This window comes from Rhodoferax fermentans (assembly GCF_002017865.1).
Classification (GTDB): Bacteria; Pseudomonadota; Gammaproteobacteria; order Burkholderiales; family Burkholderiaceae_C; genus Rhodoferax; species Rhodoferax fermentans.
Window position 1 is genome coordinate 87,165 of the sequence record NZ_MTJN01000002.1, and the last position, 14,715, is coordinate 101,879.

Genomic DNA, 14,715 nt, shown 5'->3' on the forward strand with positions numbered 1-14,715 from the left:
GATTGGGCTCCTTACTTTGCGGGATCGTCAGGAAGGCGATCCATCATCATTTGCATCATGGAAGTCATCATTTCCATGCGCTTTTCCATCATCTCGGGGTGGGCCATCATGTCCAAGGGCACACGCCCTTTGTTTGCGCCAGAGTCCGTGCTGCCCATGCCTTTCATGCCACCCATGGAGGCCATCGAACCCATCATGTTCATGCCGTCTTGCATGGCCTTCGCGTGATCAGCCATAAGCGCGTTGCGTTCTTCCGGTGTTTTTGCCGCCATCATCTTTTCATGCATCTCGCGCATAACTTTCATTTGGCTATCCATAGCGGCCATCGATTCCTTGACCAATGCTTTCGGCTTGGCTACAGCCGCCTTTTTTACAGAATCAGCCGGATGATGTTGAACATGTTGGGCGTCCGTTTGCGCATAGGCGCCAAATGCAGCGGCAGCCATAACTAGAGGCAGAACAGTTTGACGAAAAGTTGTCATTTGAAACTCCGGTTGGTGGAAATGGGTAATGCCAATGCCATGCCCAAATTGGTGAGCAGTGCGAGTGAAGCAGTCAGAGCGCCAAGCGTCCGTGCGCTAAGCAACTTATTGAAAGCTTTCGCTGGATGGAAAAGTTCAATATCGACAAGTGGAGGATTCCGCATGTGAATTCCTTTGCACCTCGCCCAGACGTTGTTTGAAGATGGCCTCTTGGTTACCACACTTGCACCAGATCATGATGCGGTGCTGAAATGTCCGCATCACTCCTGGTTACGGGCTCGTTAGCGGCGGTTTTCCAATTTGACGTAGTAAGCCAGCCTGCCGACCTCATCCCCGTTCATGGTGATTGTTTGACCATTCGCGGTTTCCATCGCTGCGCCTTCTTGCATGCGAACAACTTTTCCAAACTTGTTTTCCATGGCCATCTTGCCGTCTTTAAACTGATGCACGATAGCGCCGTCCTTGAGTTGGGTGGACTTCACAATATCCTGATTGGTCACTGCGAATGCAGACAGGGCAGGCAAAGCAAGACTCAGAACCAGAATGGATTTACGAATTGACATGATAAAACTCCTTCAAGATGATTGCAGTTCTCCCCGAAGTTTCTCGGGGACCGGTGACGCAACTGCTGCATCACTGGTGTTAATGTAGAAGTCCAACCCCAACAAAGGCATGACCGCAAAATTACAAAAAAGACACCTAAAGAAAGTTTTCGAATCACATTGACGGGTTCTGAAAAACACGAACGTCTCGGTGGATTAATGCTCTTCCTCCACGCCGGCTTATGCACTCAGTCTCAGTTGGAAAACGCTCAAGTGCCAAGTCTGAGTTCATAGATGCATGAAGGCAACAGCCCAGATGCGGTCTCAAAGACTTTGTGTCTTTGCCAGGTAATCGGTTAGTCAACGACGATATCCAGAAGTGCGAATTTCGTCAGAGTCAGTCAGATCAATCAAATTGCCTTCTTCACTGTCGTCTTAATGCCAACAGCTGATTGAAATAGAAAGTCGAGCATGAGATTTCGAAGATGACACAAATGTAATTTTCGGGTCAACTTGTTGTTCGTTTCGGCGGTTCAAAATCGGACATCCAATTTCACAAAGGAGTTCCCTCATGAACGCTCGTTCTTTTTTCACCTTGATTCTGGCTGTTGCTGGAGTGGGATTTTCGACACTTGGCTTGGCGCAAATGGATCACGGCAGTATGAAGGGCGGTGCCATGGCTGGTGGCAGCATGCAGGGAAGCGCTGCCACCATGGCGGCCCAACATGGCGCCGACACCAGCATGGCTGAAGGCACGGTCAAGCGGGTCGACAAGACAAAGGGAACAGTGACCCTGGCGCATGGGTCGGTGAACGGCATGCCGCCCATGACCATGGCCTACAAGGTCAAGGACATCACTTGGCTCGACAAGATGCAGGTCGGACAAAAGATTCGCTTTGCCACCGACCCCGCCGACGGAGGCATGGCCGTGCTGCGTTTTGAAGCATTGAAATAACTGATACAAGTTTTATGCGCTGGTCAAGGTTCTGGTGGCTGCGCACCAACAATGCCGGTTTGAAGTCATACTGCAATCTCTGCATGCCAGCCAAGATACCTGGATGATCATCCACACGGTCGATGGGCAATGCATCGGCCCCTTGCTGCAAAACCTGGGATTGAACCTGGCTCGCCTGTAAAACGACGCGACTGCCCTTGAAGTAACGGCCTTGGCCACGTGTGATCTGGCGGATGCCCAAACTCTGAAAGTGACGATGACGCCGTGGTATTTTGTCAACGGCAAACCGCTGCCACAGTTCGGTTTTGACGAGTTAATGAAGCTCGTCGAAGACGCACTCGCCCAACATCTATAGGATCATTATGAAAGACATTTTTCAATCGGCTGCCTTATTGACGCTGCTGGCCTGGGGCAGTGCTGCGCCTGTGCTGGCACAGGAGACCTTGCCCGGCGCCCAGCTCGAAGGTTTGCTGGCCATCGCCAAAGCGAGCAACCCGGACTACGCCAGCATGCGCAAGGAAGCCCAAGCCGCCAGCGAGCGAGTCGTTATGGCCGGCGCCTTGATGGACCCGAAATTCCGGGTGGAATGGATGGACATCACCAAGGGCGGTTCGCAATCAGCCACGCTGTTGCCCAACGAAACCGGCAGTACCAAATACACCTTCATGCAAGACCTGCCCTGGTGGGGAAAACGCGATTTGAAGCGTGCCATTGCTGGTCAGGAGGCACAAGCTGTTGACGGCAAGGCACAAGGGACTTGGGCGGAACTGGCCGCCAAAGTGAAAACCACCCATGCCCAGCGTTACTTTCTGTACAACACCAAGAAACTCACACAGGAATTACTCGACCTGACCAACCGCTTGTCCAATGTGGCCCAGGTGCGCTACGCCGGAGGGTTGGCCATGCAGCAGGATGCCATTCGCGCCCAGGTGGAGCAAACCACCATGCAGACTGAATTGGTGGCACTAGAAAGCGAAGCCCGCCAGGCCGACGCACGGCTTAACGCCTTGTTAGCGCGGCCAAGCAGCGCGCCCTTGGCTGCGCCTGAGCGTCTGTCAGTTTTGCCTGCTGCGGAGAAGTTCGATGCCGATTCCTTGCTGGAGCGGGCGCATCAGCGTAACCCGCAGCTTTTCTCGGAGGACGCACGTATCAAGGCAGCAGAGCTGTCACGTGAGCTCAGCCTGAAGAACCGCTACCCGGACTTCACGCTGGCCATCACGCCCACGCAAATGCAGAGCCGCGTCACCGAGTGGGGTCTGATGCTGGAGATGAACATTCCACTGCAACAGGGCACACGACGGGCTCAGGAGCGTGAGGCCCAAGCCATGCTGGCGGCAGCTCAGTCCCGTCGTGAGGCCGTGGCTAACCAAGTCGCATCCGATTTGTCTGAAAACCTGGCTGGCATACAAGCGGCGCAAAGGACAGAGCAACTTGTCAAGACCAGCTTGTTGCCACAGGCCGAATTGACTTTTCAGGCGGCCTTGGCGGGATACGAAAACGGCAAACTCGACTTTGCCACTCTGCTGGACGCACAGCGGCAAATTCGCCAGGCCCGCTTGGGACAACTGAAGGCGCAAGTTGACGCGCAGATGCGTCTGGCTGAGATTGAAAAGTTATTGGGAGAAGAATTATGAAATCAGGTGCAGCTATCTCTGTAGGTGTTATCGCTTTGGTTGCTGCCGTGGGCAGTGGTTATTGGTTAGGACAGTCGGGCAAGGCAGCACAACATGCGCCAACTGCCGCAGTTCAGGCCACAGGCGCACCAGATACCCCCAAACAGCCAAAACTGTTGTACTACCGCAATCCCATGGGCCTACCCGACACCTCGCCGGTGCCGAAAAAAGACCCGATGGGCATGGATTACATCGCCGTGTTTGAGGGCGCATCCACCGACGACAGCGCTGCTTCTCCGAATCAGGTCAACATCAGCACCCAGAAGGTCCAGAAACTTGGTGTGCGTGCCGAAGCCGCCCAGCTGCGCAGCCTGGATCGGACCATTCATGCCGCCGGCCGCGTGGAGCCCGATGAACGCCGCATTGCGATGATTTCGCCAAAGTTTGAAGGTTATGTCGAGCGCTTGCATGTCAATGTGACCGGCCAGTATGTGGCCAAAGGCCAGCCGCTGTTTGAGGTTTACAGCCCGGAGCTGGTGTCGGCGCAGCGTGAATATGCGATTGCGGTACAGGGCGCCGCGTCACTCAAGGGTGCCGACAGCTCGGCGCAGTTGGGCATGGGGCGACTGGTCGAATCGAGCCTGCAGCGGCTCAAGAACTGGGATATTTCCGAGGAGCAGATCAAGGCCCTGGTGGCCTCTGGTGATACCAGACGCACGATGACTTTTCGCTCACCGGTGTCGGGCATCGTGACCGAAAAGAAGGCGGTGCAGGGTATGCGTTTCATGCCCGGTGACGCGCTTTATCAGGTGTCCGATTTGTCGGCCGTCTGGGTGGTGGCGGATGTGTTTGAACAAGATCTGGGACTGGTCAGGACCGGCGCAAAAGCGCAGGTCAGGATCACCGCTTACCCCGACAAGCTGTTCGAGGGAAAGGTGACTTATGTCTACCCCACACTTAAAGCAGAAACGCGAACGGTGCCGGTGCGGGTGGAGATGGCTAACCCGGGCGGACTGCTCAAGCCCGGAATGTTTGCCCAGATGGAACTTCAAGTCTCGGGCAAAGCTCAGGCGGTGACTGTGCCGGTGTCGGCGGTGATCGACAGCGGTACCCGGCAAATTGTCTTGGTCCAGCTCAAAGAGGGCCGCTTCGAGCCGCGCGAGGTCAAACTCGGTGCGCGCAGCGACACCTATGTCGAAGTGATCGACGGGGTCAAGGAAGGTGAGCAGGTGGTGGTTGCGGCCAACTTCCTGATTGATGCCGAAAGCAATCTCAAGGCCGCAATAGGTGGCTTCGCGGGCGCAGCAACACCCAATTCTGCGGCACCGGCCGCATCTGGTGCAGCCGGCCCGGCCAGCGCCGGTCATCAGGCGCAAGGCACGGTCGAAGAGGTAGATGCCAAGACCGGTACGGTCAGCATTGCCCACGGTCCCATTGCCAGCCTCAAATGGCCAGCGATGACGATGGAGTTCAACGTGGCCAACGAGGCATTGCTCAAAACACTCAAGCCAGGCGCCAAAGTGGCGGTCGAGTTTGTCGAGCGCCAACCCGGTGAGTGGGTGATCACCAGTGTCAAGCCGCTTACAGCGGGCCAGGCCTCCACTGGCAGCGACGCGCACGCCGGTCATTAATGGGAATCCGCAATGCTTTCAAAAATCATTGATTGGTCAGGCCGCAACCGTTTTCTGGTGCTGCTGGCCACCCTGTTCATTCTTGCGGGCGGTGTTTTCGCCGTGCTGCGTACGCCGATTGATGCACTGCCGGACTTGTCGGACGTGCAGGTCATCGTTTACACCGAAGTTCCCGGCCAGGCGCCGCAGGTGGTGGAAGACCAAGTGACCTACCCGCTGACCAGCGCCATGTTGTCGGTGCCTAAATCGAAAGTGGTGCGCGGCTTCTCGTTTTTTGGTGCGTCGTTTGTCTACATCATTTTCGAAGACGGCACCGACATTTACTGGGCACGTTCACGGGTGCTGGAGTACCTGAACTTTGCCTCCGGCCGTATGCCTAAGGGCGTCACGCCACAGATCGGGCCGGACGCCACCGGCGTTGGCTGGGTCTACGAATACGCGTTGATCGCCAAGAACAAAACCCTGGCCGAATTACGCAGCATTCAGGACTGGTATGTGCGTTACCAGTTGACCAAGGCCCACGGCGTGGCCGAGGTCGCGTCGATTGGCGGCTTTGTCCAGACCTATCAGGTGACCGTCGACCCGGTCAAGCTGCGTTCCTACGGCATTCCGCTGATGAAGGTGGCGCAGGTGATTCGCGACTCGAACCGCGATGTGGGGGGCCGTGCGGTCGAGATGGCCGAGACCGAGTACATGGTGCGTGGCAAAGGCTATCTGCGTGGCAAAGGCGACATCGAGATGCTGGTGGTCAAGGCCGACAAGGGCACACCGGTGCTGATTCGTGACATTGCCCGTGTGGAACTGGTGCCCGACGAGCGCCGTGGCTTGACGGAACTCAATGGTGAGGGCGAAGTGGTCTCAGGCATTGCCATGGCGCGTTACGGTGAAAACGCGCTGGAAGTCATCGCCAACCTCAAAGACAAGATTGCCGAGATTGGCCCGGGCCTGCCCGAAGGGGTGACAGTGCAGGCGGTGTATGACCGCTCCGAGCTGATCTACCGCGCCATTGACACCCTCAAACGAACACTGCTGGAAGAATCGCTGATCGTTGCCGCCGTGTGTATCGTCTTTCTGCTGCATGTGCGCAGCGCCTTGGTAGCGATTCTGATGCTGCCAGTGGGCATTCTGATGGCGTTTATCGCCATGCGGTTGCTGGGCATGAGCTCGAATCTGATGAGCCTGGGCGGCATTGCGATTGCCATCGGCGCGATGATTGACGCGGCGATTGTGATGATCGAGAACGCCCATAAACACCTGGAGCGCCTGCCCGAAAACCACAGCACGCATGACCGTTTTGAGGCCATGCTGGCTGCCTGCAAGGAGGTTGGCCCGGCGCTGTTTTTCTCGCTGCTGATCATCACCGTGTCGTTTTTACCGGTGTTTGCACTGGAAGGGCAGGAGGGGCGGCTGTTCTCGCCGTTGGCCTACACCAAGACCTTTTCCATGGCCAGTGCGGCGCTGCTGTCGGTGACGCTGGTGCCGGTGCTGATGCTGCTGTTTATCCGCGGCAAGGTGATGCCCGAGTCCAAAAATCCAGTGAACCGGTTTCTGATCTGGGTCTACCGGCCAATCATCACCGGCGTGATGCGTTGGAAAAAAGTGACCATCTTCCTGGCACTGTTGACACTGCTGGTTTCCTGGTATCCGGCCTCCAGGTTGGGTTCTGAATTCATGCCCACGCTCAACGAAGGCAGCCTGCTCTACATGCCAGCTTCGTTGCCCGGCATGTCGATCACCAAGGCCGCTGAGTTGTTACAAACGCAGGACAAGATCATCAAGAGTTTCCCCGAGGTGGCCTCGGTTTTTGGCAAGGCAGGGCGCGCCAACACCGCCACCGACCCGGCGCCGACCGAGATGTTCGAGACCGTGATCAACCTCAAACCCGAGTCCGAATGGCGTGCCGGTCTGACCATGGACAAGTTGATCGCCGAGATGGACAAGGCGCTGCAGTTCCCCGGTGTGGCCAACTCCTGGACCATGCCGATCAAGGCGCGCATCGACATGTTGTCCACCGGCATCCGTACGCCGATTGGCATCAAGGTGTTTGGCAAGGACCTGATTGAAATGGAAAAGCTGGCCCGGCAGATCGAAGCCGTGGTCAAGACCGTGCCGGGCACCAGCAGTGCCTTTGCCGAGCGCATCACCGGCGGCTTTTACCTCAACATCGAACCCGATCGCACGCAGTTGGCGCGGTACGGCCTGGCCGTGGGCGACCTGCTTGACGTGGTTGGCAGCGCCTTGGGGGGGGAGATGGTGACAACGACGGTCGAGGGCCGGGAACGCTTTGGCGTGACGGTGCGTTACCCGCGTGAATTACGTGGCGACCCGCAGCAAATCGCACGTGAGGTGCTGGTGCCAACCATGGATGGCGCGATGATCCCGCTGGGACAATTGGCCAAGGTAGTGGTGGCCAAGGGCGCACCGGGCATCCGGACCGAAAATGCTCTTTTGTCGGCCTACATCTATGTTGACATCCGCGACCGTGACATTGGCGGTTATGTGCATGACGCTAAAAAAGCCGTGGCCGAGCAGGTGACCTTCCCAAGTGGTTATTACGCCACCTGGAGCGGCCAGTTCGAGAACATGGAGCGCGCCATCGAGAAAATGAAGGTGGTGATTCCGGTCACGCTGCTGATCATCTTCCTGCTGCTGTACCTGAATTTCCGGCGCATCACCGAGACGCTGATCGTGATGCTCTCGGTGCCATTTGCCCTGGTGGGTGGTATCTGGCTGATGTGGGCGCTGGGCTACAACCTGTCGGTGGCGGTGGCGGTGGGCTTCATCGCGCTGGCCGGTGTGGCCGCCGAGACCGGCGTGATCATGCTGATCTACCTCGACCATGCCTGGGAGGCTATCAAGGTTAAATGCCGTGCAGAAGGGCGCGAGCCTGCCGTTGGTGATCTTTACGAAGCGGTGATGGAAGGCGCTGTCGAGCGCGTGCGGCCCAAGATGATGACGGTGGTGGCGATCATGGCTGGCCTGCTTCCCATCATGTGGGGCACCGGCACCGGCTCTGAAGTCATGAGTCGTATCGCCGCGCCGATGGTCGGCGGCATGTTGTCAAGCACGGTGCTGACGCTGGCGGTGATTCCTGCGATCTACGCGCTGGTCAAACAGTGGCGGTTAAAGAGGGGGTTGGAGGGCTAATCGTTCACCCTGAAGTTTGAAACCACTGGCCTTCTTCAGTTAGATTTATTTTCAAGCATGAATCAAATTGGATATGGCAGTGCTCTGAGTGAGATGTGTCCTGTGCCAGGCAGAGATACTTCAACAAGTGGACTTTAATCTGGGAGGGAATTTTGATTTTGGCATCTCGATACCGGCCATTGTTGAGCCTCAATTCCTGGTCGAGACACGACTACCACTTTAAAGATTGGGTCTCCCGCAAGCGGTCATTGCGGGTCTGCTGATTCCCATCAGCGAATGTCAGCTTTCCGGCGTTGAAATCGCCAGAGGCTAAGACCGCAATGGGTCGTGTCCTGCCGATGGCAACCGCCATTCCAATGGCGCCTGTCAGTCTGCCTGTCGCTGAAGACAGCCACATTACCGTGGTCCCTGTCATTTTTGAACACAACTCATCTCGAGCCATCCACCACGCAGCGTCAACGAGATCGACTACAGGCAGGATTTTTTGCGCAATGCCATCGTTAATGTCTGAGACCGACCTCATGAGCAAAATTTGTGCTTCTCAAGAAAAAAAAACAGGCTGCCACCCACTGCACCACACCACAGGGGTGCAGTGCAGCGGCAATCAAGCAACTTGGCGCAGGTTCATGCGATTCAACCGATCATCGACACAGTCAGATATTCGCTTGAGCGCCAGGCCCTCCAACTCAAACGTCTCCGGTTCATTAATGTCGTGATGGATCATGGCCCGTTTGATGCCCAGCGCAGCCACCGCCTTGGTCAGTTCGGCATGCACATTGGTGTCACGCGCAAAATCACTGCACGGGTAGACCTTGCCTTTGACCAACAGCCGCTTCATCACCTTGATGCGAAGTTCGCACTCACGCAAAGTCATTGAACTCACATCATGCAACCGTAAGTCAATGCTGACCGTACTCGCAACGGTGGCATAGACATACAAGCCAATATCACTCACTGCACGGCAAACGTCGTTCATGTCATTGTGGCGGTCCCCGGGCAACACCCCCCGAAGTGACACCCAGAATGAGGATGACTGGTCGTCATAAGCAGAATAGTCCCGGTCACCCCAATACCCTGGCCCGGTGCTGCCTGCCCAGGTGGGAATGACAATTTCCGTTTTGGTTGATTTCTTCATGCTCATGCTGCCTCTTTGAAGTGAGTCGTGGCTACTGTCCGGCATGGCGGTGAAGCTGCGATTTGGCTGTCAACGCCTCGCGGATAAGTGATGTGCTCAGCCAGTGGCCCAAAGTGACTGGGTGTCCCCAGTTGGTTCAACGCGTAGTACGCTTTAACGTACGCCTTGGCGCTCAATCCGGTGGGTGGAAAGACACGGGGACTCGGGAACAGCCTGACCTTACGATGCCGCCCGTCGCATTTCATCGCGTAAGTCTGCAGGTCCTTGACACGTTCAGCCAGCAGTGCCTCGGGTGTCAAGTGCCCTCTCACCTCCTCCCAAGGCATGTCTGGGTTGGCTTTGTAAAGTTTGGCCAGCGTTGGTTGCTGGTTGGTCGGCACACGCACCAGGTAACGCAGCTTGCCGATTTTGAGTACCGCGCTTGAAACGTTTTGCGCCATGATGTCCTCCTGAAAGGTGAGTGAATTGGCCCGGTTTCCAACTTTGTGTACGTGACCGAGGAAACAGGAAAATCGCCACGGCCTGCTTGCCAGGCTCAGTGATGCCTTTCAACAGCGCACTAAAAAGCCCTGACGCGCAGGGCTCTGTGGTGTGGGTTGAAGTGGTGGTGTCAGAGCGGCTATCAAAACCGTCGGAAATCAGCCCGCTCAAAGCGCTGGCGATCCCAGCCCAGTTGACGCTTCAGACGTGCTTTGGCCTGAGCCGGATCAAAGTCAAAGGCAGACCAGGTATCGCCTCCACTGGAGTACCGATACTCCCAGCCCGCGCTGATGCGCTGGAACAAGATGACATCCCGGCTGTTCCTGCATATCTGTGGCTGCTGCCGATCAGTGGCTGCCATGCTGCGCTGGCCCTGTCGGCTGGGATGGACGCGGTGGCTGGGATGGCTGAGAAGATCCGGACAACTGTTCCACTGCCACTGGCTTGCCCAGGTCCGTCATCAGCGCCACTTTTCGGTTGAGCTTGTCTGCCAGCCCAGGTTTCAGGCCATTGGGTGACAGTCTTGCACTCTCTTTGTCAGCCCCCTCCTCTGCGCTGCCAGCTTCTGGACTGCCAAACTCATCTGGATAAAACTCCTCGACCACCGCCGCACCCTCCTCTTCCGACTCTTCAAAGGCCCCGGCTGCAAAACCCAGCCTGGCCGCCGCATCCAATGCCACCTGGTCAAACCCAGCGTTCTGACGCAATTCACGCTCAGTTTTGGCATAGGTCAATGCATCCGCCAAGGTCATGCCGGTTCTGATAGTCAAATCCACGTAGTAAATGGCAGCCCGATGTGATTTGGTGGTGGACTTGCCCCGCAGTCGCAACTCCAGTGGCAAGGTCGACAACATCCCTCCCGAGATCGCCTGGAAGTAACGCAGTCGGGCTGACAGGGTGCGGATCGAATTGAAGCCGGTGGTACGGAAGATGAAACTGCCCAATTCATCCTCCGCCTGTGCCGGGTCTTGGTCTTGGTCTTGGTCCTGGTCCTGGTTCTTGTCCTGATCTTGACTATGGTTGTGTTTCTTTTGCTGATCCACCACCACCCGCACATTGAGCCGGCCATAGGGCTTGCAGTACCCTCCCTTGGCCAGTTCACAGGCCTCAGGAGATGGACACGGCAAGGTCTGCACTCCGGCTGCCAAGGACCGTCTGCAGGTCTCCCCATTGCCAACACACATTGGTCTGCCGGTTTGGCGGTCAAACAGGTGGTAGCTGGCTCTCAGGTTGAGATCAGGGTCATCGAACAAGAGCCGGATGGGAATGTGGCGAAGTTTGGTCCCCGCCCCTGTTCCATTCCCTGCCACCTTGCGCAGGGCCTCATCCAGAGGGTGGTTGACCCAGCCGCCGTCTCTGGACTGCACCTGGCTGGTCAGGGTAAAGCCGTCGTCTTTCTCAGGCAGACGTTTGCCCGCTTTCTCGACAACTTTGCCGATCGAGATTCGGCCAATGATGGGAGGCGTTAAAGCCAGACCTTTGAGCATGGTGGTTCCTTGGGTTGGGATATAGAAGATGGAAGACGGAAGTCAAAACGGCAACAAGTTCAGTTGCCATCACCCACCCCCGCATGCCGCTAGGAGGTGGGTCAGTGGGTCACCCCAGCGGTTAGGGTTGGGGGATAGCCCGGGTGCAGGTGTCAGGTGGTCACCAGAAAGCGTCTGGAACCCGGTTTGACCAGGGCATAACGCTGGGCCAGTTCCGGTTGGTCTTTGAGCAAGCTGGTCGTATCCAGTGCTGTGCCATCCTTGCTGCGTTTCCAACTGACCTCCCCGGTCTCAAACAGCACCTTGGTGGCCTCCCCCATGCGTTGCTGGATACGCTGTTTGAGTTGGGCTTCCAACAACACATTGGTCGTCAGTACTTCCCGGATCGACAGCAGGTCCGAGAACACCGCTGACATCTCCAGGTCACCTGAGAGATCCAGGGTTTGGCCGCTGTCCTTCGGATACAGACAACGCAGTGCCAGATCAGCGGAGTCCGAACCATCTGCTGGGGGTGCTGTGTCTGTTTGCACGTACTGCCAGAACGCCCGTTCCAACTCGATCATTTTGGCGATCAAGGCTTCATCACGGTGGATGCGGTGGATCTGGAGGTCCTGGCCACAGATCAATACCGCCACATCGGCACAGGGTTTGCCAGTGACAGCCAACTGGTGCATCACCTGAAGCTGGATGTATTCCGGTACACCTTCACGCCACAGAAAGGAGCCTTGGAATCCGGCGGTCTTGCATTCCAGGATCTGGACATCCGGGGTGCCAATGACTTCGCGGTCAATGTTGGCCAGCATCCAGGGTTCTGTCGGATGCTGCAGCACCGCATTGATACGACGAACACGGTGGCCGGTGCGTCGGGTGTAGTGGGCTGCCACGATGTGTTCGAGCAAGGTGCCCCAGTACATCGGGCTGGTTTCGTCATTAGGATCGGTTTTGGGCAGCTTGTCATCACGCCCGGTCTTTTCCATCCAGAGTTCGAGTTGGGACTTGTAGGGGTTCAGGCCAACCGCTGCAGCAGCATCGGAGCTGCCGATGCCTTGTTTTCTGACAGTGAGCCATTGGTCACGGTCCAGGGTGTTGGTCTTGACCAGTTTTAATGCCGGGGCGTGACGGCGGGGTTTGTCACCCAGGGGGGTCTGTAGGGGATGGGCCATGGTGGTTCTCTCTGGGTTGGGGTTGAAACAGGGATTGCTGTCATTGCCACCAACAAAAAACCCCGCGCAATCCGAAGACTGGGCGGGGCTGTTCTGCTAGTTGGTGTTGTGGTTTCGTTGGGTCGTTGCCGTTGTGAACCGGTCAGTTGGTGCCGTTCCTGTCAGGCCACCAGTTGCAGGGCATGGTCCAGGGCACGCTGCTTTAATGCGGCCCCTTGACCAAACCAGGCGGAGTCCAGCCGGTATTCCTGACTTCTTGCCCGGCGTTCGTGGTCGGTGAACTGGGTGACCGCATTCAGGAGTCCCCAGGCGGTGCCTGAAGCCGATGCAAGATCGGCTCCTTGGCCCTTGCCGTCGTACAGGGCTTGCACCGTCTTCAAAGCACGCTCGTTCATCAGGCCTTGTGCCGGATCGACATGGCTGTCGGTGTTGCACAGGACTTTGAGGAAGTAGTTCATGGCCTCGTGGCTTTTGACTTTGCGCTCGGAGAGGGTCTTCATGCGGTACATGAAGCTGTCCCAGCTGGAGACTGCGATGCCCAACTGCTTCTTGACCGCTTGAGGGTCGAAGCTGGTGCTGTGGGGCACCTTGATGGCGCTGCTGGCACCGTTCAAGGCCACGGCCAGGGTGTTTTGGCAAACCACGCGGATGGTGGTGGGTGTGGCGGTGGTGGCCAAGGTGCCGTCACAACTGGTGGCCAGCAGGATGTAGCCCTTCACCGTGTCGTTGCCCTTGAGTGCGGTTTCCTTGCCGGTCTTGGCCAGGGCCCAGAACTTCTTGCCTTCCTTGAGGACACCGGCGGTTTCCAGCTCAAAGCCGGAGACCTCGACCAGATCACGGTAGAACTCCAGGACTTCCTTGGGCTGGACCACCTGGTAGCGACCGGAGACCACTGACAAGGGGGCCTTGGTGTCAGAGCGGTACAGAACCTTCTGGTCGTCAAAGGTCATGATGGAGCCCAGGGTTCCAGCTTGTTCGGTCATATAGCGCACCGGGGTGTCTTTGATTTCCCAGTCCATGCCTGCTTTTTGAGCCCAGACTTCGATGGGTTGTTGGGCTGGCAAGGCGTTGCCGAGTTGGTGCCAGGGGGTCTGGCCGACATAGGCCATGGTGTGTACTGCGTGTGCCATGATGATTTCACTTTCTTGGATGGATGGTTGTGGGGATGGTGGGGGTGAATGACGGAAACAGGGCTGTGACTGGACGTGACAAAGCCGCTGAAGGGTTTCAGCAGTCAAACGCCAGGGGTCAGTCAGGCCTGTGCGGCCAGTGGATCAAGTGAGAACAGGAGCGGGAACGAGAACGGGGGAGACATCACCCGGGGTGGGTGATCGGGTCAGGTGCTCAAGATCGATGGATTGATCTGAATGCTCTGATCCAGTGGGATGGCAATGGTGAAAGCCATGGTGGGTATCGAGTGAAACTGCGAGGGCGCAAAGCGTCGAGCAAGCGTCCAAAGATGTCCGAGGACGTCCGAAGACACCAATGGGTGACGGAATCCCCAGATTTCAAGCCTGGATCACATGCCCGAGGGGTACATCGTCTCCGGTTCAGGCGGTTTCTTGCTGAAGGTGTAGTGGCAAGCCAGGCATTGGTAGTTGTCGAAGACGTTTTGATCAACGACTTCACCAAGTTTGGCACCCAGGGCACCACCGGTGGCGCCACCTATCAGGCCACCGATGATGGCACCCGTGATGGTACCCACGGTGGTGCCGACAGGTCCGACCACCGCACCTGTCATGGCGCCGATTTCGCCACCGCGCAGCACACCGGCAGCCACACTGGCCGCACCAGCGAGGGTGCCCAGGGTGCTACCGGCCTTTTTGCCGTAGTTGCGGGTGTCGATGCGGTCTGAATGGCATTGAGGGCATTGGATGGTCATGGGGCATGTTCCGATTTGGAAGGAAGGGGGGGCATATCCATGGTCAATGCTGGTAGATCCTGCGCAGTTCGCACCGTTTGAGGGCATGGATGTATTCGACCAGGCCAATGGCGGTGATGGCTGCAGTGACCATGACGATGGCAAAGGCTGTGAGGCATTCCATGGGGGAGATGGGGTTGATGTACATGGGGTCCTTTC

General features: G+C 57.1%; 14 protein-coding genes. 5 read left to right on the forward strand and 9 right to left on the reverse strand.

Going from position 1 to position 14,715, the window contains the following annotated elements; all coding sequences use genetic code 11:
• Positions 1-11: 11 nt before the first annotated feature.
• Together RF819_RS00465 and RF819_RS00470 are read right to left on the reverse strand one after the other, a co-directional pair.
• Positions 12-482, reverse strand: coding sequence for a hypothetical protein (locus RF819_RS00465; protein ID WP_078363158.1), 471 nt, complete (start codon positions 480-482; stop codon positions 12-14).
• A 281-nt stretch (positions 483-763) separates the two neighbouring features.
• Complete coding sequence (locus tag RF819_RS00470) at positions 764-1,045, reverse strand: CopK family periplasmic copper-binding protein (protein ID WP_143541539.1); 282 nt, start codon at positions 1,043-1,045, stop codon at positions 764-766.
• A 550-nt stretch (positions 1,046-1,595) separates the two neighbouring features.
• Between RF819_RS00470 and RF819_RS00475 the strand changes: the two genes are divergently transcribed.
• The 5 genes from RF819_RS00475 (at position 1,596) to RF819_RS00490 (ending at position 8,370) form a co-directional block, all read left to right on the forward strand.
• Positions 1,596-1,979 (forward strand): copper-binding protein, encoded by a 384-nt coding sequence (locus RF819_RS00475; protein WP_078363159.1) that lies wholly within the window; start codon positions 1,596-1,598, stop codon positions 1,977-1,979.
• Positions 1,980-2,190: 211 nt separating this feature from the next.
• Complete coding sequence (locus tag RF819_RS21205) at positions 2,191-2,334, forward strand: DsbA family protein (protein ID WP_158081208.1); 144 nt, start codon at positions 2,191-2,193, stop codon at positions 2,332-2,334.
• Positions 2,335-2,341: 7 nt separating this feature from the next.
• On the forward strand, positions 2,342-3,613 hold the full coding sequence (locus tag RF819_RS00480) for a TolC family protein (RefSeq protein ID WP_078363160.1): 1,272 nt from the start codon (positions 2,342-2,344) through the stop codon (positions 3,611-3,613).
• Positions 3,610-5,223, forward strand: a complete 1,614-nt coding sequence (locus RF819_RS00485) for an efflux RND transporter periplasmic adaptor subunit (protein WP_078363161.1) — start codon at positions 3,610-3,612, stop codon at positions 5,221-5,223. The genes RF819_RS00480 and RF819_RS00485 overlap by 4 nt, the downstream gene beginning before the upstream one ends.
• 12 nt (positions 5,224-5,235) lie before the next feature.
• A complete protein-coding gene (locus RF819_RS00490; RefSeq protein WP_078363162.1) occupies positions 5,236-8,370 on the forward strand; it encodes an efflux RND transporter permease subunit in 3,135 nt (1,044 codons plus the stop codon).
• Between the two features lie 604 nt (positions 8,371-8,974).
• On the opposite strand, the gene RF819_RS00500 is transcribed toward RF819_RS00490, so the two are convergent.
• The 7 genes from RF819_RS00500 to RF819_RS21210 form a co-directional block, all read right to left on the reverse strand.
• Positions 8,975-9,511: a hypothetical protein gene (locus RF819_RS00500; protein WP_143541540.1), complete on the reverse strand. Its 537-nt coding sequence runs from the start codon at positions 9,509-9,511 to the stop codon at positions 8,975-8,977.
• Complete coding sequence (locus RF819_RS00505) at positions 9,508-9,945, reverse strand: hypothetical protein (protein WP_078363165.1); 438 nt, start codon at positions 9,943-9,945, stop codon at positions 9,508-9,510. Before RF819_RS00505 ends, RF819_RS00500 begins: the two co-directional genes overlap by 4 nt.
• A gap of 387 nt (positions 9,946-10,332) precedes the next feature.
• Entirely contained in the window at positions 10,333-11,472 is a 1,140-nt protein-coding gene (locus tag RF819_RS00510; protein ID WP_242472979.1) for a recombination directionality factor, read from the reverse strand.
• 152 nt (positions 11,473-11,624) lie between these two features.
• Positions 11,625-12,635 carry a YqaJ viral recombinase family nuclease gene (locus RF819_RS00515; RefSeq protein ID WP_078363166.1) on the reverse strand — a complete coding sequence of 337 codons (1,011 nt, stop codon included), beginning with the start codon at positions 12,633-12,635 and terminating at the stop codon, positions 11,625-11,627.
• A 161-nt stretch (positions 12,636-12,796) separates the two neighbouring features.
• Positions 12,797-13,765 (reverse strand): DUF932 domain-containing protein, encoded by a 969-nt coding sequence (locus tag RF819_RS00520; RefSeq protein WP_078363167.1) that lies wholly within the window; start codon positions 13,763-13,765, stop codon positions 12,797-12,799.
• Between the two features lie 389 nt (positions 13,766-14,154).
• Entirely contained in the window at positions 14,155-14,517 is a 363-nt protein-coding gene (locus tag RF819_RS00525) for a hypothetical protein (protein WP_078363168.1), read from the reverse strand.
• Positions 14,518-14,560: 43 nt separating this feature from the next.
• Positions 14,561-14,704: a hypothetical protein gene (locus RF819_RS21210; protein WP_158081209.1), complete on the reverse strand. Its 144-nt coding sequence runs from the start codon at positions 14,702-14,704 to the stop codon at positions 14,561-14,563.
• Between the last annotated feature and the right edge of the window lie 11 nt (positions 14,705-14,715).